Below are 21,465 nucleotides of genomic sequence, written 5' to 3'. Positions count from 1 at the left end.
CGACATGACCAAGAACGTGGTGGTGCTGGACTACGGCTCCGGCAACCTGCGCTCCGCCCAGCGCGCCGTCGAGCGGACCGGTGCGAACGTCACCGTCACCTCGAACTTCCAGCAGGCGATGGACGCCGACGGCCTGCTGGTGCCCGGCGTGGGCGCCTTCGAGGCGTGCATGCGCGGCCTGAAGGCGGTGCGCGGCGAGCAGATCATCGGACGGCGGCTGGCCGGCGGCCGCCCGGTGCTGGGCATCTGCGTCGGCATGCAGATCCTGTTCGAGAAGGGCGTCGAGCACGGCGTCGAGACCGACGGCTGCGACGAGTGGCCCGGCGTGGTCGAGCCGCTGGACGCGCCCGTCGTCCCGCACATGGGCTGGAACACCGTCGACGCCCCCGCCGACACCCGGATGTTCGCCGGGATGGACGCCGACACCCGGTTCTACTTCGTGCACTCCTACGGCGTGCGGCACTGGGTGCTGGAGTCCCACTCGGAGAAGATCCGCGCCCCCAAGGTGGCCTGGACCACCCACGGGCAGCCGTTCGTCGCCGCGGTGGAGAACGGTCCGCTGTGGGCCACCCAGTTCCATCCCGAGAAGTCCGGCGACGCCGGCGCCGCCCTGCTGACCAACTGGGTCGACACTCTCTGACGCCCTCCGACTTGGGAGACCAACGGATCATGACCAACCGCCTCGAACTGCTGCCCGCCGTCGACGTCCGCGACGGGCAGGCCGTCCGCCTGGTCAAGGGCGCCTCCGGCACCGAGACCTCCTTCGGCGAGCCGCTCGCCGCCGCCCTGGCCTGGCAGAACGCCGGCGCCGAGTGGCTGCACCTGGTCGACCTGGACGCCGCGTTCGGCACCGGCAGCAACCGCGACCTGCTCCGCGAGGTCACCGGCCGCCTCGACATCAAGGTCGAGCTGTCCGGCGGCATCCGCGACGACGAGTCGCTGGCCGCCGCGCTCGCCACCGGCTGCACCCGGGTCAACCTCGGCACCGCCGCGCTGGAGAGCCCCGAGTGGGTCGCCAAGGTGATCGCCGAGCACGGCGACAAGATCGCCGTCGGCCTGGACGTGGTCGGCACCACCCTGCGCGGCCGCGGCTGGACCCGCGACGGCGGCCAGCTGTTCGACGTCCTGGCCCGCCTGGACGCCGAGGGCTGCTCCCGCTACGTGGTCACCGACGTCAACCGCGACGGCACCCTGACCGGCCCCAACCTGCAGCTGCTGCGCGACGTCTGCGCCGCCACCGACCGCCCCGTGGTCGCCTCCGGCGGCGTGTCGTCGCTCGACGACCTGCGCGCGATCGCCACCCTGGTGCCGGAGGGCGTCGAGGGCTCGATCGTCGGCAAGGCCCTCTACGAGCAGAAGTTCACCCTCGAAGAGGCCCTGGAGGCTGTGTCCCGATGACCGACGAAACCCCGGCCACCACCGCCCGCCACTCCGCAGAGTCCCCCTGGGAGGACGCGTACGGGAGCTCCCGGGCGGTGGCAGCCGGGGACTTCGTCCTGGTCGCGGGCTGCACCGCCTACGAGGACGGCGTCGCCCTCGCCGAGGGCGACCCGTACGAGCAGACGATCGCCGCCTTCAAGGTGGCCTTCGACGCGCTCGACCACTACGGACTCACCGCCACCGACGTGGTCCGGACCCGGATGTACCTCACCCACGTCCGGGACTGCGACGCGGTCGGCCGCGCCCACAAGAAGATCTTCGACCAGGTCCGGCCGGTCACCACGATGGTGGTGGTCGAGGGCCTGACCGACTCCCGCATGATGGTCGAGGTCGAGGTGGAGGCCCACCGCCCCGGCCTGGCCCGCACCCTGGAAGGCACACAGTCGTGACACTCGCAGTACGCGTCATCCCCTGTCTGGACGTGGACGCCGGACGCGTCGTCAAGGGCGTCAACTTCCAGAACCTGCGCGACGCCGGCGACCCGGTCGAGCTCGCCAAGCTCTACGACGCCCAGGGCGCCGACGAGTTGACCTTCCTCGACATCACCGCCTCGTCCGGCTCCCGGGAGACCACCTACGACGTGGTCCGCCGCACCGCCGAGCAGGTCTTCATCCCGCTCACCGTCGGCGGCGGCGTGCGCGCCGTCGAGGACGTCGACAGGCTGCTGCGGGCCGGCGCCGACAAGGTCGGCGTCAACACCGCGGCGATCGCCCGCCCCGAACTGATCCGCGAGATCGCGCAGCGCTTCGGCCGCCAGGTGCTGGTCCTGTCGGTCGACGCCCGGCGCTGCGGCGAGGGCACCGAGACCGCCTCCGGCTACGAGGTCACCACCCACGGCGGACGACAGGGCACCGGCCTGGACGCCGTCGAGTGGGCGGTGCGCGCGGCCGAACTCGGCGCCGGCGAGATCCTGTTGAACTCGATGGACGCCGACGGCACCAAGGACGGCTACGACCTGGAGATGATCCGGGCCGTCCGCAAGGCCGTCTCGCTGCCCGTCATCGCCTCCGGCGGGGCCGGCAAGCTCGCCGACTTCGCGCCCGCCGTCGACGCCGGTGCCGACGCGGTGCTCGCCGCCAGCGTCTTCCACTTCGGCGACCTGACGATCGGCCAGGTCAAGGACGAACTGCGGACCACCGGGCACCCCGTCCGCTGATCCTTCGCGGGGCCCCGCCGGCCCACCGGCGGGCTCCGCCTTCTACCGGCGGGGCTCCGGCTCCAGGATCGCGAACTGCGCGCCGAACGGGTCCGCCAGCACCGCGACCCGGCCCACCGTCGGGACCTGCTCCGGCGGGATCACGATGCTCCCGCCGGCCTTGCGGACCTGATCGGCGGTCAGCAGCGCGTCCGCGACCGCGAAGTGCACCAGCCAGCCGACGTTCACCCGCGGATGGACGCCCGCCGCGCCGCCGAAGGACGCCTCGAACGGGTCCGAGCCCTCGGCGGTGCACAGCACCGTGTAGTCCACGCCCGGCACCTCGCTGCCGCGCGTCCGCCAGCCGAACAGCCGCTGGTAGAAGCGCAGCGCCTTGGCCAGGTCGGAGGTGTGCAGCTCCGCCCAGCACAGCGCCCCGGGCTCCCGGACGGCCTCCAGGCCGCGGGTCCGCCCGGGCCGCCAGACCGCGAAGTTGCCGCCCGTCGGATCGGTGAACTGCGCGAACCGGCCCTCCTCCATGACATCCGACGGCGGCACCCGCACCGTTCCGCCGGCCTCGGCGACGGCCGCCGCCGTGGCGTCGGCGTCCTCGGTGCGGAAGTACACCGTCCAGGCGGGCAGCGCCTCCGCCTCGGTCAGCGGGCCGGCCGCCGCGACGGTGCGGCCCTCGTTGCGGAAGAAGCCGTAGCCGCCGGCGTCCGGGCCGCCCGACTCGAAGGTCCAGCCGAACACCGCGCCGTAGAACAGCTCGGACTCGGCGAGGTCCGGACTGCCGAGGTCGATCCAGTTCGGCGATCCGGTCCGGAAATCGGTGCTGACCATGGGTGCTCCAGAGAGGACGGGGTGGGCGGGGCCACCGCTCAGGCTGGCACCTCCGGCCGGGGCGGCGGCGGCCGACGCGCCGTCAGTCCTCCGGCAGCGGCAGGGCCTCGGCCAGCTCGGCGACCGCCTCCGGCTCGCCCTCCACCGTCACCGCGGCCTTCGCGCCGCGCCCGAACAGGAACAGCACCAGCTCGCCGGGCTCCCCGGTCACCGTCACCAGCGGCCGATCGTGCCGACGGACCGTCACCTCCCGGCCGTCCGGGCGCGTCAGCCGCAACGACACCGACGGCCGCGACTCGCCCAGCCGGGCCGCCACCGGCACCCGCCGCCACAGCGCCTCGACCAACTCGGCCTTCGGCTCCTCCGGTTCGAACGGCACCGCCCGGCGGACGTCCTCCGCGTGCACGAAGTACTCCAGCAGGTTCGCCGCCTCGTCCACACCCGGCAGGTTGAACGGCGAGAAGGCCGGCGGGCCCGAGCGGAAGGACTTCACCAACTCCCCGTACGGGCGGGCCGCCGCGCGGTCCTGCACCCGCTGCGTCCAGCCCGCGAGCGGCCGCACCCTGATCCCGGCCGCCGCGTCCGGCCGGCCCTCCCGCACCACCAGATGGGCCACCAGATCCCTGGTCAGCCACCCCTCGCACAAGGTCGGCCCGTCCGGGCCGGCCGCCGACAACAATCCGGAAAGACGGGCACGCTCGGCCCGTGCAAGGCTCGACATGCCGCACAGCCTACGCAGCGGGTCGGGCCTTGAACGTCGGCGCGCACGTGATCCCGCACCCACTTGATTGACGTGCGCATGGCGAGATGTCGCGAAGCGGACAGTCCGGTTCACGACGGCCGGAACACCTTCCGGCGGGGTGCGCCACGGACGAAGCTGGTGATCGCCGCCAGGGAGACCGACCGGGTCTACGGCGCGGACTGCACGCTGGGCACCAACAGCGTCGCGGCCTGGGGCGAGGTGCCCGGCAACGCGAGCAGCGCGCAGGACATCACCACCTCCCTCTCCAACTGAGGCAGGGTCAGGCCTTGAACGTCAGGGCGCAGGTGACCCCGCGCTCGCCCTGCTGGTAGAACTCCAGCGGCAGACCCACCGACGTTCCGTGCCGGGGGCCGTCGGTGGTGCGGGCCAGGGCCTGCTTGGTCGGCTCCTTGCACAGGTCCGTCATGCTGCGGAAGATCGCCGGCAGATCCGCCAGGCCGTCCGGGAGAACCGCGTTGGCGATCGACTCCGCGTCGTGCTGCTGGTCGCACGGGACGGCCGTGGGCTGCTGCACGTTGCTGAGCCGCGGCACCTGGAAGCACGTCCCCGGCGTGAAGTACGGGTAGGGAACCGTCTTGGTCGGACTCGGTGAAGGTGCCGGGGAGGAACTGGGGGGAGGCGGGGGCGCGGCAGCGGCCGGGCGGTGCGGCTCGGGCCACAGCAGGACGGCGGCCAGAGCGGCGAGAACGACCGCCACCGCCGTGCCCAGGACGGTCTTCTGTCGGCCAGTCATGCCAACCCCCTTGTTCCACCGCCATTGTGAGGGCGGGGAGGGTGTCGCGTCAGTGCTTTTCGGACATCTGTTTGCAAAGCCTTTGCATGCGGATCAGTAGGATGACCGGCTTGTTGTACAAGGTCGCCGAGGGAGGGCAACTGCCATGGGGGACAGCGGGTTTCGGGTGGAACCTGGCGCACTCGACCGATATGCGTCACTGCTCGCGGAGCAGTCCGAACAGCTGAGCAGGATCGCGTCGGTCACCGCCGCGATCACCATCTCGTCCGATGCCTTCGGACACCTGCCGAACGCCCAGCACCTGGCGTCGGCGTACGAGGAGCACGCGAGTGCCAACCGGGAGAACATCGGCGCGCTCGGCAGCGCCGTCAACGGCACCTCGGAGGGGCTGACGGGGGTCTCGCAGAACTACCAGGACCACGAGGACTACGTGGTGCGCACGATGGGCGGTGGGCAGTAATGGTGCAGCCCTCCTCCAACAAGGCTCCGAAGGTCACCCCGAAGGCGTCGACGTCGCAGGGCGGGTCCAAGTCGTCGACCCGGGTGACGGATCCGCGGACGTTGCCCAGCCCGGGGCAGGGGCAGCGGCAGGGAGGGGCGACGGTGCCGCGTGTCCCGCAGACGCCGACGCCGCCGCACGTCCCGCAGCAGCCGCCGACGCCGCCGCACGTTCCGCAGCAGCCGCAGCCGACGCATCCCCAGCAGCCGCAGGCGCCGCAGCACCCGGCGGGCGGCGCCGGGGACGACACGCCCGGGGTCGGCCCGATCGATCCGCGGGACGGGTGGTTCAAGGGCAAGCTGAAGGACGGGGCTTCGACCGTCATCGACAGCGTGAGCCAGCGCGCCGGCGACTGGGTGGGCGACCAGCTGTTCGGCCCCAAGGACCCGGAACCGGGTGCCGGCGCTTCGCCGTCGACCGGGCTGGACGGTGTCGGTGAGGGCGGTGCCGCCGGCGGCGAGGCGGGTGGCGGGACCGGTGGCGGGATCGGCTCGATCATCGGTGCGGCGGCCGCGCAGGCCGGTATGGCTGCGGCGGGGCGCAACGGCCACGAGATGATCGGCTACGGCCCGTCGCCAGTGGGCATCATGGAGCGGCAGAGCGACGCCTACGCCTGGGCGCACGCCCAGGTCGAGGCGGCGATGGCGAACCTCGACCCGGCGAACCACCCGGACCGGAACGGTCTGGGCGGGATGCTGGACGAGGCGGTCGTGTGGGCGCTGGAGCAGTCCGGCCTGATGGACATGCTGGAGAAGGTCACCGGCGATCTCGCGCAGCTGAACGCCGCCGCCGAGGAGTGGCAGGCGCAGGCGCACGCCGTCCAGTCGGTCGCGGCCGAGCTGCGCGGCGGCGCGGTGCCGCTCTCCGCGGACTGGGCGGGCAGCGCCAGCGACGCGTTCGGCGGTCACATGGGCGAGGTCGCGGACGCGCTCGACCAGACCGCGAAGGGGATGCACGACACCGCGCAGATCATCAACTCGGCCGCGCAGGAGTGCGCGATGGCCGAGGGCATGGTCATCCAGATCATCAGCGAGGCGATCGAGGCGCTGATCGTGTCGCTGGCCGCGGAGGCGGTGATCGCGGTGGTCACCATGGGCATCGGCCTGATCGCGGACGCGCTGATCACCGAGGCGGAGATCGGTGTCTTCGTGGCCCGGGTGGCGAAGGTCTCCACCATGCTGGCCAAGAAGCTGGAAGAGCTGCTGAAGGCGCTCAAGGAGTTGGGCAGCGCCGTGAAGGCGGTGCGCAACATCGAGTCGGCGCGCAAGGCGATGACCGAGCTCAAGACCGTGAAGACCGCGTTCGAGGGACTGCGGTCGCTGGAGGAGGGCGAGGGCCTCGCCGCGAAGGCGGCCAAGTACGCGGACGGGAAGATCACGGAGCAGGTGCAGCAGGGCTTCGACCACGCCCTGGGCATCGAGGACGACGACAACCTTCAGCGCGGCGACGGCACCTGGAAGGGCAGCCTGAAGGCGGCCGGCCAGTCCTCGCTGGCGGTGGCCAAGGAAGGCCTGAAGAGCGACGTCAACAAGGAAGCGATCAAGCAGGAGCTCCTGCACGACGTGGGTCTGGCCCACGACCCGGCGCCGTACCGGGTGGACGAGTCGCGGATCGCGACCGCCTTCGGCTGACCGGCCCCGCCGCCGGGGCGACGGCGGGGCCCGGCCGTACGGTCAGCGCCCCGCCGTCGCGTTGCGGAACGCCTCGCGCTCGGCGGAGTCCTCGAATTCCAGGGCGATCCAGGAGCCGTCCGCGAACAGCAGGTCCTGTCGGGCGGCCCACACGTCGTTCGGGGTGTCGGGGCGCAACCACCAGCTGCCGAACGGGAGTTCGTACAGCGGGACGGCCCGGTAGTGCTGGGTGTGCTGCATGCTGGTCCAGCGGGCGAGGACCAGCAGGCGGCGGTCCGTCAGCAGCACCGTGAAGTGGTCGTGGTCGGCCCGCAGCTTCTCGCCGGGCGTGGTGCGCACCGCCCGCCAGAACTGCCACGCCGTGGTGCCCTCGTCGCCGTTCAGCGAGCCGCCGTGCAGGGGGCGGCGGATCGCCCGGTAGGCGCGGCGGGTCAGCGACAGGCCGTACGGGCGCAGCAGGTAGATCCTCGGCATGAACAGGACGACGAACCAGCGCGGCAGCAGGTGCAGCAGGAAGCCGTACCAGAACCGGACGAAGAAGTTGTAGATCCAGGCCAGCGGGGCGTGGCTCGCGGCGCGGACGATGTCGCGGTCCCACCAGAGCGGTGCGAGGCGGTCCAGCTTCATCGCCCAGGCGCCGATCATCGGCTCGCCGGGGTGGAGGTGTTCGCCCGCCGTCCGCTGGAGCAGGTAGTGACCGAACGCGGCGGTCGGCAGTGGTTGCGACTGGTACTGACTCACCCGGCAAATCCCCCATCGTGCAGAGCAGTTCTGTTGTTCGTCGGGGGTCAAACTACCGCCCGGCCGAGGTCGCCCGGGCAGGCCGGGGCGTCCTGCGAGAATGGACGGCATGTCGACCAACCCCGCCGCCCCCGGCAGCACCGCCCTGGACCCGGCGATCGCCGCCCGTCTCAAGCGCACCCCGGACGGCCTGGTGCCCGCCGTCGCCCAGCAGTACGACACCGGTGAGGTGCTGATGCTCGGCTGGATGGACGACGAGGCGCTGCACCGCACGCTGACCACCGGCCGCTGCACGTACTGGAGTCGCAGTCGCAACGAGTACTGGGTGAAGGGCGACACCTCCGGCCACGTGCAGCACGTGAAGCACGTCGCGCTGGACTGCGACGGCGACACCCTGCTGGTGAAGGTCGACCAGGTCGGCGCGGCCTGCCACACCGGTGAGCGGACGTGCTTCGACGCCGACGTGCTGCCGCTGTCCCGCTAGCCTGTCCCACACATCCGTCCGACACAACCGATCGGTGCCCCATGGAACTTGAGGCTTTCCGCGCGCTCGCCGCAGACACCCGGGTCATTCCCGTCACCCGCCGGCTCCTCGCGGACGGCCTCACTCCGATCGGCGTGTACCGCAGCCTGGCGGCCGAGCGGCCCGGCACGTTCCTGCTGGAGTCCGCCGAGCAGGGCAGTTGGTCCCGGTACTCGTTCGTCGGGGTGCGTTCCGGCGCGGCGCTGACGGTCGGGCCGGACGGCGGCGCGCGCTGGCTGGGCGAGCCCCCGGTCGGCATCCCGACCTCCGGCGACCCGCTGGAGGTACTGCGGGCCACGCTGGCGGCCCTGCACACCCCCCGGCACCCGGACGACGGCCTGCCGCCGCTCACCGGCGGCCTGGTCGGCTACCTCGGCTACGACATGGTCCGCCGGCTGGAGAACCTGCCGAACCTCACCCCGGACGACCTGAAGCTGCCCGAGCTGACGCTGCTGCTGGCCACCGACCTGGCGGTGCTCGACCACTCCGACGGCACCGTGCTGCTGATCGCCAACGCCGTCAACCACAACGACCTGGCGACCGGCGTGGACGAGGCGCACGCCGACGCGGTGGCCCGGCTGGACGCGATGGAGGCCGACCTGCGCCGCCCCGTCGAGCCGGGCCTGGCCACCTGGACGCCGACCGAGGTGGAGGCGCACTCGCCGTTCGGCGGCGCGCCCTACCGCAAGGCGGTGGAGGTGGTGAAGGAGCGGATCCGGGCCGGCGAGGCGTTCCAGGTGGTGCCCTCGCAGCGCTTCGAGGCGCCCTGCGAGGCGTCCGCGCTGGACGTCTATCGCGTTCTGCGCACCACCAACCCCAGCCCGTACATGTACCTGTTCCGCTTCCCCGGCCCGGACGGCGGCGCGGAGGGCGGCTTCGACGTGGTCGGCTCCAGCCCGGAGGCGCTGGTCAAGGTCGCCGAGGGCGAGGCGATGGTGCACCCGATCGCCGGCACCCGGCACCGCGGCGCGACCGCGCTGGAGGACGCCGAGCTGGCCGCCGAGCTGCTGGCCGACCCGAAGGAGCGGGCCGAGCACCTGATGCTGGTCGACCTGGGCCGCAACGACCTGGGCCGGGTCTGCGCGCCGGGCTCGGTCGAGGTGGTGGAGTTCATGGCGGTCGAGCGCTACAGCCACGTGATGCACATCGTCTCCACCGTCACCGGCAAGGTCGCCGAGGGCCGCAGCGCGCTGGACGTGCTCACCGCCTGCTTCCCGGCCGGGACGCTGTCGGGTGCGCCCAAGCCGCGCGCGATGCAGATCATCGAGGAGCTGGAGCCGACCCGGCGCGGCCTGTACGGCGGCTGCGTCGGCTACCTGGACTTCGCGGGCGACTCGGACACCGCGATCGCGATCCGCACCGCGGTGATCCGCGGCGGCACCGCGTACGTGCAGGCCGGGGCGGGCGTGGTCGCCGACTCCGACCCGCACGCCGAGGACACCGAGTGCCGCAACAAGGCCAAGGCGGTGCTGCGGGCGGTCGCCGCCGCCAACACCCTGCGCTGACCGGCCGCCGGGGCCCGGTGGCGGGCGTCGGCGTGCGGTCGGGGACACTGGTCGGGTGAGTGAGACTGCCCCCGCCCCCACGTCGTCCCGCGGCACCCTCGCGCTGATGCTGCTGCTGACCGCGCTCGGCGCCACCCTGGTGCTGACCGCCGCCGGCCGCACCTGGGCGGAAGGGATCGCGCCCGGCTCGGTCGGCGGCCGGATCGCGATCACCGCCTCGGGCAGCAAGCTGACCGGCCTGCCGACCGGCACGGCGCTGGTGGCGATGGCCGCCGCCGTCGCGGTGTTCGCGGTGCGCGGCCGGGCCCGGATGCTGGTGGGCCTGCTGATGGCGCTGGCGGGCATCGGCGCGGTCGCCGGGGCGCTGATCGGCCGCACCGAGACCGCCGGCCTGCACGACCTCGCCGCCGGGCAGCTCGGGCTGGCCAGCGCGCACGCCGAGCAGATCACCCGCACCGGCTGGCCGTGGGTGGCGCTGGCGGGCGGGCTGCTGCTGGTCGCGGCCGGCGTGCTGACGGTGCGGTTCGGCCGGAACTGGCCCGCCATGGGCGCCCGTTACGAGGCCCCGACCCGGCGGCGTCCGGCCGGGCCGGCCGGCGGCAGCCCCGCCGACCTGTGGAAGGCGCTGGACCGCGGCGAGGACCCGACCGGCTGAGTGTGCTCGGGACCACGGCGGCCCCCGCTTGGGGACGCCGTGTTCGGCCCGGCACAATGGAAGCGTCAACCCGTCGAGCGAACGCCCCCCAGGACCGCCCGACCGGGGCCCAGGAGAAACAAGGAGCAGCATCAAGATGGCTTCAGCAGCGCACGGCCACAACCCCGCCGCGTGGACCGGCGTGGTCATTTCCTTCGTCGGTTTCTGCGTGGCCGGCGTGGCCATGATCATGCCGAACGTCGTGCTGACCATCGCGGGCCTCGCCGTGGTCCTGATCGGCGGCGTGGTCGGCAAGGCGATGTCGATGGCAGGCATGGGCAAGCAGCCCAGCAAGAACTTCGCGCCGGTGACCACCGAGGAGCGCGCCGCGGTCTCCGCGGCCTGACCTCGGTCGAGCACGGTACGGACGGCGGGCCCCCGGCCCGCCGTTCGGCGTTTTCCGGGACGGGTTCCGGGTCGGCCCGGGCACAATCGTGCCCGTGAACGCTCCTGCCGCCCCTGACTTCGGCTCGGTACCGCGCCGCCTGGTCCGCCCGCTGGCGGCGCTGGTCGCGGTGGCGATGCCCACCGCGTTCGTCGGCGCCGTCGACCCGAACACGCCCGGCCACTACCCGGTCTGCCCGCTGCTGCAGGCCACCGGCTGGTGGTGCCCCGGTTGCGGCGGCCTGCGCTGCGTGCATGCGCTGACCAGGGGCGATCTGCTGACCGCCGGCCACGACAACCTGATGGTGACGCTGCTGGCGCTGGCCGCGCTGGCCCTGTGGGTGCGCTGGACGGTACGGGCGGTGCGCGGCCGCCCCGCCGGGGTCCGGCTGACCGGCCGGCAGACCGTGCTGCTGATGGTCGCGCTGGCCGTGTTCGCGGTGGTCCGCAACCTGCCGATCGGCGCCGGACTCGCGCCCCCGGCGGTGTGAACGGCCCTCGGACGGTCCGCAGAGCGAGACGTGCGCCGGACTGATGCGCAGTGCGCCCCCCGGGCCCGATACCATCGAAAGGCCGAGGGCGTGCACCTGTGCCCCCGGCCACACCAGCGATACACGATGGGGGCGCACGCGTGACTGTGCTCGACGAGATCATCGACGGGGTCCGGCAGGACCTCGCGGAGCGCCAGGCCCGGACCTCCCTGGACGAGCTCAAGGAGCTCGCCGCCAAGGCACCCGAGGCGAAGGACGGCGTGGCCGCACTGCGCGGCGACGGTGTCCGGGTGATCTGCGAGGTCAAGCGCTCCAGCCCGTCCAAGGGCGCGCTGGCGGCGATCGCCGACCCGGCCGCGCTGGCGGTCGACTACGCGGCCGGCGGCGCCGCCGCGATCAGCGTGCTCACCGAGCAGCGCCGCTTCGGCGGCTCGCTGGCCGACCTGGACACGGTGCGTGCCGCGGTCGAGACCCCGATCCTGCGCAAGGACTTCATCGTCACCGCCTACCAGCTGTGGGAGGCCCGCGCGCACGGCGCGGACCTGGCGCTGCTGATCGTCGCCGCGCTGGACCAGCCGGCGCTGGTCTCGCTCATCGAGCGGGCCGAGTCGATCGGGCTGACCCCGCTGGTCGAGGTGCACGACGAGGAGGAGATCGCCCGCGCGGTGGACGCCGGCGCGAAGATCATCGGCGTCAACGCCCGCAACCTGAAGACCCTTGAGGTCGACCGGAACACCTTCGGCAACGTGGTGGACGCCATCCCGGCGCACATCGTCAAGGTCGCCGAGTCCGGGGTGCGCGGCCCGCACGACCTGATCACCTACGCCAACCAGGGCGCCGACGCGGTGCTGGTCGGCGAGGCCCTGGTGACCGGCCGCGACCCGCGGACCGCCGTCGCCGACCTGGTCGCCGCCGGCGCCCACCCGGCGCTGCGCAACAACGGACGGGGCTGACCCCTCCGCCATGTCGATCGCCGTCCGCCTCGCCCCCGGCTGCCGCCCGCGCGGCTGCCGCGCGCCCGCACGCCGGGTGCTGGGGCGGCGGGTGCGGTACGTGATCGGCTGCGAGCCCGGACAGGTCCCCGGACGTCGATGGCGCGGAACCCGCGGCTGAGCACTCGCCGCCCGTTCCATCTTCACGCCGTCCACTTCCAGACAGAGGACTGTCCATGTCCGAGCTCAACGTTCCGGGTACCCAAGTCCCGGACGCTCGCGGTTACTTCGGCGCCTACGGCGGCCGTTTCATCCCGGAGGCGCTGGTCGCCGCCGTCGAGCAGGTCGCCGAGGAGTACGAGAAGGCCAAGGCCGACCCGTCGTTCGCCGCCGAACTCGACACCCTGCTGAAGGACTACACCGGTCGGCCCAGCCCGCTGACCGACGTCCACCGCTTCTCCGCCGAGGCCGGCGGGGCGCGGGTGCTGCTCAAGCGCGAGGACCTCAACCACACCGGCTCGCACAAGATCAACAACGTGCTGGGCCAGGCGCTGCTGACCCGCCGGATGGGCAAGACCCGGATCATCGCCGAGACCGGCGCCGGCCAGCACGGCGTGGCCACCGCCACCGCCTGCGCGCTGTTCGGCCTCGACTGCACCGTCTACATGGGCGAGGTCGACACCAAGCGGCAGGCCCTGAACGTCGCCCGGATGCGGATGCTGGGCGCCGAGGTGATCCCGGTCACCTCCGGCAGCCGCACCCTGAAGGACGCCATCAACGAGGCGTTCCGCGACTGGGTCGCCAACGTCGACTCCACCCACTACCTGTTCGGCACGGTGGCCGGCCCGCACCCGTTCCCGATGATGGTGCGCGACTTCCACCGCGTGATCGGCGTCGAGGCCCGCCGCCAGGTGCTGGAGCGCACCGGGCGGCTGCCCGACGCGGTGGTCGCCTGCGTCGGCGGCGGCTCCAACGCGATGGGCATCTTCCACGAGTTCATCCCGGACGCGGGCGTGCGCCTGGTCGGCTTCGAGGCGGCCGGCGACGGCGCCGACACCCCCAGGCACGCCGCCACCCTGACCAAGGGCGACCCGGGCGTGCTGCACGGCTCGCGCACCTACGTGCTGCAGGACGAGGACGGCCAGACCATCGAGTCGCACTCGATCTCGGCCGGCCTGGACTACCCGGGCGTCGGCCCCGAGCACGCCTGGCTGAAGGACACCGGCCGGGCCGAGTACCGTCCGGTCACCGACCGGGCCGCGATGGAGGCGCTGCGGCTGCTGTCCCGCACCGAGGGCATCATCCCGGCCATCGAGTCCGCGCACGCCCTGGCCGGCGCGCTCGAACTCGGACGCGAGCTGGGCCCGGAGGCGACCATCCTGGTCTCGCTCTCCGGCCGTGGCGACAAGGACATGCACACCGCAGCCGAGTACTTCGGCCTCTACGACGACGCCGAGGGGACCAACTGATCATGGCCGACACCCAGCTCACCACCGCCCTCGCCGCCGCCAAGGCCGAGGGCCGGGCCGCCCTGATCGGCTACCTGCCGGCCGGCTTCCCGACCGTCGACGGCGGCATCGCCGCGATCAACGCGCTGATCGAGGGCGGCTGCGACGTCGTCGAGGTCGGCCTGCCGCACTCCGACCCGGTGCTGGACGGCGCGGTCATCCAGACCGCCGACGACATCGCGCTGCGCGGCGGCGTGAAGATCAAGGACGTGCTGCGCACCGTCGCCGAGGTCGCCGCCGCCCACCCGGCCACGCCGGTGCTGGTGATGACGTACTGGAACCCGGTCGACCGCTACGGCGTGGCCCGGTTCGCGGCCGACCTGGCCGCGGCCGGCGGCGCGGGCTGCATCCTGCCCGACCTGCCGGTCGAGGAGTCCGCGGAGTGGCGCAAGGCCGCCGAGGAGCACGGCCTGGACACCGTGTTCGTGGTCGCCCCGTCCTCCAAGGACGCCCGCCTGGCCGAGGTCACCGCGGCCGGCTCCGGCTTCGTCTACGCCGCCGCCGTGATGGGTGTCACCGGCACCCGTTCCGCGGTCGGCAACCTGGCCGAGGACCTGGTGGCCCGCACCCGTGCCGCCACGCCGCTGCCGGTCTGCGTCGGCCTGGGCGTCTCCAACGCCGAGCAGGCCGCCGAGGTCGCGGCCTTCGCGGACGGCGTGATCGTCGGCTCCGCGTTCGTCAAGCGCCTGCTGGAGGCCGCCGACCCGGAGGCCGGCCTGACCGCCGTCCGGGAGCTGGCCGCCGACCTGGCCGCAGGCGTCCGCCGCCGCTGACGGCTCCGCCGCCCCGGTGTTCCGCCGACCGCCCCGCAGGGGAACGGCGGAACACCGGGGCGGACATGACGGTCGGTCACCGGAAAGTCACGCCATTTCCCGGCCCGCGCCGGCGGAATTCCTGGCCGGAATTCCCCGATCTGGCCCGCAGTAGTCGGACCCTCACGCATTGTTTCGCCGCCCGGTCTTTTGCCCGGCCCGATCCTGCCGGGAAAGCCCCGGGAGAACGGGCCCAGGGCCTGTCCGACCGGACAGGCCCCAGTGTCGCGGCAGGCAGCCTTCGCCCCGTCGCGACGGGGCGAAGGCTGCCTGCCGCGACACTAGATCGCCAGGGAGGACTCGATCCGCTTGAGGCCGTGCCGGGCGAGCGCCAGGTTGCCGCGCGAGCGGTCCAGCGCCAGGTAGAGGAAGAGCGAGCCCTGGCTGCTGGCCAGCGGGCGGATCAGGTGGTACTGGCCGCTCAGGGTGATCAGGACGTCCTCGATGGTCTCGTCGATCGACAGCGCGGCCAGCGCCCGCATCTTCGCCCGGACGACCTCGGTGTTCGCGGCTGCCGCGATTTCCAGGTCGAGCTGCTGGCTGCCGCCGAGGAACCCGAGTGACATGCCGCTCTCGTAGTCGACCAGGGCCACCCCGATGGCACCCTCGATGCCCATGGCCTCCGCGAGCGCGCTGTCAATGTTCATGAGCTGTTCGTCCTTTGCGTGAATTCCGGGCAGAACTCCCGTGTTCAGGGGACAAGTTAGCAAGAAGAGTTGCCCCGGGGCATCGTGCGGGATTCGTGCAATAAAGTACGCTGCGCAGGAGTTCGGAAAGCGAAGGGGTACTGGTGCGCGCACTCGAAGCGTCCCTCTCCGAGGTGCTCGATTCCCCCGGGACGGTTGGCGCCGTCGTCGTCGACGCCGTTTCGGGCCTGGGCCACCACGCCGTCGGGGAGTACCGGCCGCTGGGCACGGGCGCCGAACTCGCCGAACTGGCGGCGCTGATCGGCGAAGGGCTCGGTGCGGCCGGGGCCGCGGGTGAGCTGGAGAGCCTGGTGGTCACCACCACCCGCCACCACCAGGTCGTCCAGCTGGTCCCGCGCCGGGGCGACCCGCTGCTGCTGGCCACCGTGCTGGACCGTACCCGCACCAATCTGGCCCTGGCGATCCGGCAGAGCGCCGACCTGGCCAAGGGCCTGCTGACGTGACCGGTGCCCCGGGCGGCGCCGACCGGTCCTGGCGGTCCGCGGACCCGTCCGACCCGTCCGCCGCGCGCAATGTTCCGGCCCTGCTGCTGACGCTGCGCAAGGCGGAGTTCACCGGCTCGATCGTCGTCGCCAGCACGCCCGGCGGCACGATCCACCTGGAGCGGGGGCTGATCACCGCGATCGAGACCCCCGGCGCCCCCGCCGTCGGGACACTGCTGCTCAGGTCCGGGCGGATCGCCGAGGCGGACTGGACGGCCGCGGTGGCCGACCTCCCCTCGGGCGCCCACGGGGACCTGGGCGCGGTGCTGGTGGCCCGGGGGACGATCGGCGCCGCCGAACTGGAGACCGTCTGCGCGTCCGCCCTCTTCGACGCGGCCTTCGCCCTGGTGCTGAGCCGACCCGGCGGCTGGCAGGTCGCCGAGGCGGACGCGCCCGCCCGGATCGCGCTGCGGCCGGGCATCGAACCGCGAAGGCTCTTCGAGGAGACCGCCCGGCGGGTGTCCCTGCTGACCCGGCTCGGGAGTCCGCCCGGCGCACTGGCCCGGGTCCGGATTCGCCCCGCCGGGCAGGCCGGGGCGGCGACGGCGGGGATTCCGGCCCGGTACCGGGAACTGCTGGCCGCGGCCACCGGCCGACGCACCGCCCGCGACCTCGGATTCGCCCTCGGGCGCGGGGTGTTCGCGGTGATGCTCGACCTGGTCCGGATGGACGCCCGGCACCTGCTCCACCGGGAGCCGGCGCCCGCCGCCCCGGGCGGACCGGCCATCGGTCTGCGCACGCCGCCCGCCGGACCGCCGCCGGGCGTCACCGGACCACTGCCGCGCCGGATTCCGGGGCGTCGCGCCCCGGTCGGCGCGGACGGGACGCCGGAGCGCCGGGCCGAGCGGACCGGGCCGTCCGCGCAGGCCGCACCGCCCGTGCCCACCGAATCGACCTGGCAGACCGAGAAGACCGAGAAGAGCGCACCATGAGCAGTCAGACGTCGCCCGCCGCAGTCCTGGCCCAGCTGAAGTCCCTCCGTGAACGGGTCATGGGGATCGCCGAGAGTGTGGTCTCGACCGCCGACGGCCTGCTGGTGGCCGCCGACACGGCAGCCGTCCACCCCGAGTCGGCCGCCGCGCTGTCGGCCGCCATGCTCGGTCTCGGGCAGCGCACCGCCGCCGAGGTCGGCCTGGGGGGCCTGCGCGACGTCGTCACCCGCTGCAACGGCGGCTACGTCGTGGTGCTGGCGATCGGCGACCGGGCGCTGCTGATGATCCTGGGCGACGAGGGCCTGGACCTGGCCGGCCTGTACCGCGAGTCCCCCGCGACGATCCGCCGGCTGGGCGAACTCTTCGGGGCGGTCCCCGCCGTCTAGGACCGCGTCGCGCACTCGCTCCGAACGGGGCCCCGGCCGTGGCCGGGGCCCCGTTCGGCGTTCTGCCGTCCGTCGGACGGCCGGTCACCGGTACGGGTGAAATCTCCGGCCGCCTGGTACGTGGGGCCGTCCGCCGCCGTTGACCGGGGAAGGCGGTTCGTCGGCGGAAGGGCGTGCGGATGGCTCGGGTGCACAAGGCGGTCCTGCTGCGGGCGCTGGCGGCCGGCCTGGCGCTGGCCGCCGCACTGGTCGGAACCGGCGGCGTGGAACGGGAGTTGGCGCGCCGGGGCGCGGAGCGGGCGGTGGTGTGCCAGCAGTCGGAGGCGGAGTGCGGACCGCCGGGGCGATGATCCGAAGAATCGGACGTACGACCATATAACGTCACTCGTCCGGCGTAACTGGCGAATATGGAGGAACCACACCTCATCCCCTACGGTTCATCAGGCAGGAAACGGTGGAGCGCACCCGAGGGGGAACTGATGGCCAGTCAGCAGGCCGAACACGACCGGGTGGGCGGGTTCCGCCGGGTGGTGGACGGGCCGGCGGCGGAGTGGTTCGGGCTGGCGGTGCGGCTGGGCCTGGCCGTGGTGTGGGGCTGGGCCGGCCTGGCGAAGGTCTCCGACCCGGCGGAGGCGGCGCAGGCCGTGCGGGCCTACGAGATCCTGCCGGAGTCGCTGGTGAAGCCGGTCGGCTGGGGGCTGCCGTTCCTCGAACTCGCCCTGGCCGTCCTGCTGGTGATCGGCCTCGGCACCCGGGTGGTGGCGTTGATCTCCGCGACGCTGCTGCTGGTGTTCATCGCCGGCATCTCCTCCGCCTGGGCGCGCGGCATCTCGATCGACTGCGGCTGCTTCGGCGGCGGCGGCACGGTGGACGAGTCGCAGACCAAGTACCTGCAGGAGATCCTCCGCGACACCGGCTTCCTGCTGCTGTCGGCGTGGCTGATCTTCCGCCCCCGCACCAAGCTCTCCGCGGACGCCTGGCTGGCCGCCTGACCCGCCCGTCCCGCCCACCCATCGAAGAGAACCGACCCCTGGACCATGGCAGAAGACCTCATGAGCGACAAGAACCGAGAAGGCAAGCGCAGCGCCCGTGAGCGGATGCTGGAGGAACGGGCGGGCCAGGAGGCCCGGGCGAAGCGGAACAAGAAGGTGGTGGTCGGCGGCGCGGTGATCGCCGTGATCGCCGCCGCCGTGGTGGTCGGCGTGGTGGTGCAGAACCAGCGCTCCAAGCCGGAGACGCCGACCGCCGCCCCCGCCGGCACCATCGGCGACAAGAATCTGATCATCCCGGTCGGCGCCGACAACGCCCCGTCCACCCTCACCGTCTACGAGGACCCGCGCTGCCCGGCCTGCGGCAGCTTCGAGCGCACCTTCTCGCCGACCGTCGACCAGCTGGAGGACGCCGGCAAGATCTTCGTCAACTACCACATCGTCTCGTTCATCGACCGCTCGCTGGGCGGCAACGGCTCCAAGTACGGTGCCAACGCGCTGGGTTGCGCGCAGAACGCCGGGCACTTCCGGGACTACCACGACGTGCTGTACCGCAACCAGCCCGGCGAGACCGAGGACACCTTCGGGAACAAGCAGACCCTGATCGACCTCGGCAAGCAGGTCCCGGGCCTGGACAACCCCGAGTTCCAGTCCTGCGTCAACACCAACACCTTCGGCGGCTGGGTCTCCGCGGTGCAGCAGGACTTCGACAAGTCCAGCTTCAAGTCCACGCCCACGGTGCTGCTCAACGGCCAGCCGATCTACCCGAAGAAGGGCGACGAGCAGATCAGCCCGGAGAACCTGGTCAAGTGGGTGGACGAGGCCAACCAGGGCAAGCAGCTCGGCACCCCCGGCTCGCACGGGCAGAGCCCGGCGCCCAGCTCGACCGCCGCCGAGACCAACACCTCGCCCTCGCCCTGACCGCCGGAGGACTCGACCGGGAGAGTGACGCTTCCGTGACCCGCTCCGGTGCGGGTACGACCGGCGGGACACGGTAGCGTCGAGGGTGTCATGGATCTCGCATACATTCCGAGCCCGTCGCGGGGCGTCCTGTACCTGGGGCCCATCCCGCTGCGCGCCTACGCCTTCTGCATCATCATCGGTGTCGTCGTGGCCGTGTGGCTCGGCAGCAGGCGCTGGGTCGCCCGCGGCGGCGGCAAGCACACCGTCGGCGACATCGCGGTCTGGGCGGTGCCGTTCGGCCTGGTCGGCGGCCGGCTGTACCACGTCATCACCGACAACCAGCTGTACTTCGGCGAGGGCAAGCACCCGCTCGACGCGCTGAAGATCTGGGAGGGCGGCCTCGGCATCTGGGGGGCCATCGCGTTCGGTGCGGTCGGCGCCTGGATCGGCGCCCGCCGCCGCGGCGTCCCGCTGCCCGCCTGGGCCGACGCGCTCGCCCCCGGCATCGCGCTCGCCCAGGCCATCGGCCGCTGGGGCAACTGGTTCAACCAGGAGCTGTACGGCAAGCCCACCACGCTGCCCTGGGGCCTGGAGATCGACAAGACCCTGCCCAACGGCGAGGTCGTCACCGGCATCTACCACCCGACCTTCCTGTACGAGTCGCTCTGGTGCGTGCTGGTCGCGGTGCTGGTGATCTGGGCCGACAAGCGCTTCACCCTCGGCCACGGCCGGGCCTTCGCGCTGTACGTCGCCGCCTACACGGTCGGCCGGTTCTGGACCGAGTGGCTGCGGATCGACGAGGCGCACCGCTTCTTCGGCCTGCGGCTGAACGACTGGGTGGCGATCCTCGTCTTCATCGGCGCGGTGGTCTACCTGGTGGTCTCCGCCCGGCTGCGCCCCGGCCGCGAGGACCCGGACGAGATCGACCCGCAGGCCACCCGCGAGCGCGCCGAGGCCGCGGCCGTGGCCGTGGCTGCGGACGTCTCGACCGACGAGACGCCGAAGGACGGCAAGGGCCCGGAGGACAAGCCGGACGGCAAGGACGGCAAGGACACCAAGGACGTCCAGGACTCCGAAAAGTCCTCCTGACCACGGCAGTTGACCCGGCCCGGGGCCGCTCCGCCAGCATCGGCGGGGCGGCCCCAACTGCCTTTGGGCAGGCTTACTTTGCTGGAAACTCGCAGGTCAAACGGCTAGTTTCGAGAGGCACGAGCAGCCCGTCCGGAACCCGGCAGGGGGTTCTTCGCCGTGCCCGGAAGGGGAGGCCGACAGCATGAGCGCCGTCATCGCGGACCAGCACACCGACAACTCGCAGCCGCGGATACCCGCCGCCGACCACCACCGGGACGTCAACGGCGGCTGGCTGCGGCCGGCCGTGTTCGGCGCGGTGGACGGCCTGGTGTCCAACTTCGCGCTGATGACCGGCGTGGTCGGCGGCGCCGCCGAGCCGAGCACCGTGGTGCTGACCGGACTGGCCGGCCTGGCGGCTGGCGCGTTCTCCATGGCGGTGGGGGAGTACACCTCGGTGGCGTCCCAGCGTGAGCTGGTGGAGGCCGAGCTGGAGGCCGAGCGGATCGAGCTGCGGCGCAACCCGCAGGGCGAGCTGGCCGAGCTGGCGCAGCTGTACGTGGCCAAGGGCGTGGACCCGGAGCTGGCCATGGAGGTCGCCCGCCAGCTGTCCGCCGACCCGGACACCCTGCTCGCGGTGCACGCCCGCGAGGAGCTCGGCGTGGACCCGGAGGACCTGCCCTCGCCGCTGGTCGCCGCCGTCTCCTCGTTCGGCTGCTTCGCCCTGGGTGCGCTGCTGCCCGTGCTGCCCTACCTGCTCGGCGCCACCATGCTGTGGCCGGCCGCGCTGCTGGCGATGCTCGGCCTGTTCGGCTGCGGCGCCGCGGTGGCCCGGGTGACCGCCCGCACCTGGTGGTTCAGCGGCCTGCGCCAGCTGTCGCTGGGCGCCGCGGCCGCGGCCGTCACCTTCCTGCTGGGCCGCCTGATCGGCGGGGCGATCGGCTGACCGGGCCTCCGGACGGCCCTGTACGAACACCCAGGCTTCTGCATGGTTATGCGCTCCGGTGCGTGATGTTCCACACATGGGCAGCGTGCCCCGCCTTGCCCTAGTCTCAGCATCCGGTCGTCGACCCGCACAATCCCAACCGCGATCTGCGCTCCGGTCGGGGAATCCCAGGCCGGCCTCCGGAGGGGGTCGTTCCGAGGGTGTTTCGCCCCTGTTTCGACCCCCTGGTGCCCGGGCACACTGGTCTGGACGCGCGACGCTGCGCCTACCCTCCATCGGCCCCTTGACCTGGGGTTTGCGTCCGCGATGTGGACGCAGGATTCCGCTACCCGGGATCACCGGCATCATGTAACCTGCACCGACAAATCGCATCAGGGCCAACGTCGTCCCTTTGCATGAAGCAACAGATACACGACGA

Annotated in this window: 29 protein-coding genes; 24 read left to right on the top strand and 5 right to left on the bottom strand. The window is 72.7% G+C overall.

Annotated features, from left to right (window positions below; genetic code table 11):
- The first annotated feature begins 4 nt into the window (after positions 1–4).
- The 4 genes from hisH to hisF are packed head-to-tail and all read left to right on the top strand — an operon-like array spanning position 5 to position 2,596.
- Complete coding sequence (gene hisH / locus AMK19_RS20305) at positions 5–640, top strand: imidazole glycerol phosphate synthase subunit HisH (protein ID WP_073813677.1); 636 nt, start codon at positions 5–7, stop codon at positions 638–640.
- Between the two features lie 29 nt (positions 641–669).
- Positions 670–1,398 carry a bifunctional 1-(5-phosphoribosyl)-5-((5-phosphoribosylamino)methylideneamino)imidazole-4-carboxamide isomerase/phosphoribosylanthranilate isomerase PriA gene (gene priA / locus AMK19_RS20300; protein WP_073813675.1) on the top strand — a complete coding sequence of 243 codons (729 nt, stop codon included), beginning with the start codon at positions 670–672 and terminating at the stop codon, positions 1,396–1,398.
- Positions 1,395–1,829, top strand: coding sequence for a RidA family protein (locus tag AMK19_RS20295; RefSeq protein ID WP_073813673.1), 435 nt, complete (start codon positions 1,395–1,397; stop codon positions 1,827–1,829). The genes priA and AMK19_RS20295 overlap by 4 nt, the downstream gene beginning before the upstream one ends.
- On the top strand, positions 1,826–2,596 hold the full coding sequence (gene hisF, locus AMK19_RS20290; protein ID WP_073813671.1) for an imidazole glycerol phosphate synthase subunit HisF: 771 nt from the start codon (positions 1,826–1,828) through the stop codon (positions 2,594–2,596). Before AMK19_RS20295 ends, hisF begins: the two co-directional genes overlap by 4 nt.
- 42 nt (positions 2,597–2,638) lie before the next feature.
- Here hisF and AMK19_RS20285 read toward each other — a convergent pair whose 3' ends face one another.
- Both AMK19_RS20285 and AMK19_RS20280 read right to left on the bottom strand, forming a co-directional pair.
- Positions 2,639–3,418 carry a VOC family protein gene (locus AMK19_RS20285; protein WP_073813669.1) on the bottom strand — a complete coding sequence of 260 codons (780 nt, stop codon included), beginning with the start codon at positions 3,416–3,418 and terminating at the stop codon, positions 2,639–2,641.
- A gap of 82 nt (positions 3,419–3,500) precedes the next feature.
- Entirely contained in the window at positions 3,501–4,139 is a 639-nt protein-coding gene (locus tag AMK19_RS20280) for a TIGR03085 family metal-binding protein (protein ID WP_073813667.1), read from the bottom strand.
- A gap of 159 nt (positions 4,140–4,298) precedes the next feature.
- Between AMK19_RS20280 and AMK19_RS38140 the strand changes: the two genes are divergently transcribed.
- Positions 4,299–4,433 carry a hypothetical protein gene (locus AMK19_RS38140; RefSeq protein WP_274536987.1) on the top strand — a complete coding sequence of 45 codons (135 nt, stop codon included), beginning with the start codon at positions 4,299–4,301 and terminating at the stop codon, positions 4,431–4,433.
- 7 nt (positions 4,434–4,440) lie between these two features.
- Here the strand turns inward: AMK19_RS38140 and AMK19_RS34455 are convergent, their stop codons facing one another.
- A complete protein-coding gene (locus AMK19_RS34455; RefSeq protein WP_083647113.1) occupies positions 4,441–4,914 on the bottom strand; it encodes a septum formation family protein in 474 nt (157 codons plus the stop codon).
- A 166-nt stretch (positions 4,915–5,080) separates the two neighbouring features.
- Here AMK19_RS34455 and AMK19_RS20270 point away from each other — a divergent pair, with 166 nt between their 5' ends.
- On the top strand, positions 5,081–5,374 hold the full coding sequence (locus AMK19_RS20270; protein ID WP_073813663.1) for a hypothetical protein: 294 nt from the start codon (positions 5,081–5,083) through the stop codon (positions 5,372–5,374).
- A gap of 143 nt (positions 5,375–5,517) precedes the next feature.
- Positions 5,518–7,044 carry a WXG100 family type VII secretion target gene (locus AMK19_RS20265; protein ID WP_073813661.1) on the top strand — a complete coding sequence of 509 codons (1,527 nt, stop codon included), beginning with the start codon at positions 5,518–5,520 and terminating at the stop codon, positions 7,042–7,044.
- Between the two features lie 42 nt (positions 7,045–7,086).
- Here the strand turns inward: AMK19_RS20265 and AMK19_RS20260 are convergent, their stop codons facing one another.
- A complete protein-coding gene (locus AMK19_RS20260; protein WP_073813659.1) occupies positions 7,087–7,785 on the bottom strand; it encodes a hypothetical protein in 699 nt (232 codons plus the stop codon).
- A 109-nt stretch (positions 7,786–7,894) separates the two neighbouring features.
- Here AMK19_RS20260 and hisI point away from each other — a divergent pair, with 109 nt between their 5' ends.
- From hisI to trpA, 9 genes are all read left to right on the top strand, one after another.
- A complete protein-coding gene (gene hisI, locus AMK19_RS20255; RefSeq protein ID WP_073813850.1) occupies positions 7,895–8,269 on the top strand; it encodes a phosphoribosyl-AMP cyclohydrolase in 375 nt (124 codons plus the stop codon).
- A 41-nt stretch (positions 8,270–8,310) separates the two neighbouring features.
- Positions 8,311–9,813: an anthranilate synthase component I gene (locus AMK19_RS20250; RefSeq protein ID WP_073813657.1), complete on the top strand. Its 1,503-nt coding sequence runs from the start codon at positions 8,311–8,313 to the stop codon at positions 9,811–9,813.
- Between the two features lie 55 nt (positions 9,814–9,868).
- Complete coding sequence (locus AMK19_RS20245) at positions 9,869–10,468, top strand: TIGR02234 family membrane protein (protein ID WP_073813655.1); 600 nt, start codon at positions 9,869–9,871, stop codon at positions 10,466–10,468.
- Between the two features lie 136 nt (positions 10,469–10,604).
- Positions 10,605–10,853 carry an HGxxPAAW family protein gene (locus AMK19_RS20240; protein WP_073813653.1) on the top strand — a complete coding sequence of 83 codons (249 nt, stop codon included), beginning with the start codon at positions 10,605–10,607 and terminating at the stop codon, positions 10,851–10,853.
- Between the two features lie 94 nt (positions 10,854–10,947).
- Complete coding sequence (locus AMK19_RS20235) at positions 10,948–11,382, top strand: DUF2752 domain-containing protein (RefSeq protein ID WP_241844492.1); 435 nt, start codon at positions 10,948–10,950, stop codon at positions 11,380–11,382.
- 140 nt (positions 11,383–11,522) lie between these two features.
- Positions 11,523–12,335 carry an indole-3-glycerol phosphate synthase TrpC gene (gene trpC / locus AMK19_RS20230; RefSeq protein WP_073813650.1) on the top strand — a complete coding sequence of 271 codons (813 nt, stop codon included), beginning with the start codon at positions 11,523–11,525 and terminating at the stop codon, positions 12,333–12,335.
- Positions 12,336–12,345: 10 nt separating this feature from the next.
- The gene (gene trpM, locus AMK19_RS38645; RefSeq protein WP_443135027.1) at positions 12,346–12,495 is read left to right on the top strand and encodes a tryptophan biosynthesis modulator TrpM; all 150 of its coding nucleotides are present in this window, start codon (positions 12,346–12,348) and stop codon (positions 12,493–12,495) included.
- Between the two features lie 55 nt (positions 12,496–12,550).
- Positions 12,551–13,783, top strand: coding sequence for a tryptophan synthase subunit beta (gene trpB, locus AMK19_RS20225; RefSeq protein WP_073813648.1), 1,233 nt, complete (start codon positions 12,551–12,553; stop codon positions 13,781–13,783).
- Between the two features lie 2 nt (positions 13,784–13,785).
- On the top strand, positions 13,786–14,595 hold the full coding sequence (gene trpA, locus AMK19_RS20220; protein WP_073813646.1) for a tryptophan synthase subunit alpha: 810 nt from the start codon (positions 13,786–13,788) through the stop codon (positions 14,593–14,595).
- Positions 14,596–14,915: 320 nt separating this feature from the next.
- On the opposite strand, the gene AMK19_RS20215 is transcribed toward trpA, so the two are convergent.
- Complete coding sequence (locus AMK19_RS20215; protein ID WP_073813644.1) at positions 14,916–15,281, bottom strand: hypothetical protein; 366 nt, start codon at positions 15,279–15,281, stop codon at positions 14,916–14,918.
- 143 nt (positions 15,282–15,424) lie between these two features.
- Between AMK19_RS20215 and AMK19_RS20210 the strand changes: the two genes are divergently transcribed.
- The 8 genes from AMK19_RS20210 to AMK19_RS20180 all read left to right on the top strand — a co-directional run bounded on the left by AMK19_RS20210 (position 15,425) and on the right by AMK19_RS20180 (position 21,047).
- A complete protein-coding gene (locus AMK19_RS20210) occupies positions 15,425–15,784 on the top strand; it encodes a hypothetical protein (RefSeq protein ID WP_073813642.1) in 360 nt (119 codons plus the stop codon).
- The gene (locus AMK19_RS20205) at positions 15,781–16,755 is read left to right on the top strand and encodes a hypothetical protein (protein WP_073813640.1); all 975 of its coding nucleotides are present in this window, start codon (positions 15,781–15,783) and stop codon (positions 16,753–16,755) included. The genes AMK19_RS20210 and AMK19_RS20205 overlap by 4 nt, the downstream gene beginning before the upstream one ends.
- Entirely contained in the window at positions 16,752–17,141 is a 390-nt protein-coding gene (locus tag AMK19_RS20200; protein ID WP_073813637.1) for a roadblock/LC7 domain-containing protein, read from the top strand. The genes AMK19_RS20205 and AMK19_RS20200 overlap by 4 nt, the downstream gene beginning before the upstream one ends.
- A 179-nt stretch (positions 17,142–17,320) precedes the next feature.
- The gene (locus tag AMK19_RS36060; protein WP_158071930.1) at positions 17,321–17,491 is read left to right on the top strand and encodes a hypothetical protein; all 171 of its coding nucleotides are present in this window, start codon (positions 17,321–17,323) and stop codon (positions 17,489–17,491) included.
- A gap of 129 nt (positions 17,492–17,620) precedes the next feature.
- A complete protein-coding gene (locus tag AMK19_RS20195) occupies positions 17,621–18,133 on the top strand; it encodes a MauE/DoxX family redox-associated membrane protein (RefSeq protein WP_083647111.1) in 513 nt (170 codons plus the stop codon).
- Positions 18,134–18,193: 60 nt separating this feature from the next.
- Positions 18,194–19,051, top strand: coding sequence for a DsbA family protein (locus AMK19_RS20190; RefSeq protein WP_073813635.1), 858 nt, complete (start codon positions 18,194–18,196; stop codon positions 19,049–19,051).
- A 90-nt stretch (positions 19,052–19,141) separates the two neighbouring features.
- Complete coding sequence (lgt, locus tag AMK19_RS20185) at positions 19,142–20,122, top strand: prolipoprotein diacylglyceryl transferase (protein WP_073813633.1); 981 nt, start codon at positions 19,142–19,144, stop codon at positions 20,120–20,122.
- Positions 20,123–20,306: 184 nt separating this feature from the next.
- Complete coding sequence (locus AMK19_RS20180; RefSeq protein ID WP_073813631.1) at positions 20,307–21,047, top strand: VIT1/CCC1 transporter family protein; 741 nt, start codon at positions 20,307–20,309, stop codon at positions 21,045–21,047.
- The last annotated feature ends 418 nt before the right edge of the window (positions 21,048–21,465 follow it).

The sequence above is a fragment of the Kitasatospora sp. CB01950 genome (assembly GCF_001905465.1).
Lineage (GTDB): Bacteria > Actinomycetota > Actinomycetes > Streptomycetales > Streptomycetaceae > Kitasatospora.
Note: the sequence above shows the minus strand (reverse complement) of the source record. Positions and strands in the feature narration are given on the sequence as shown.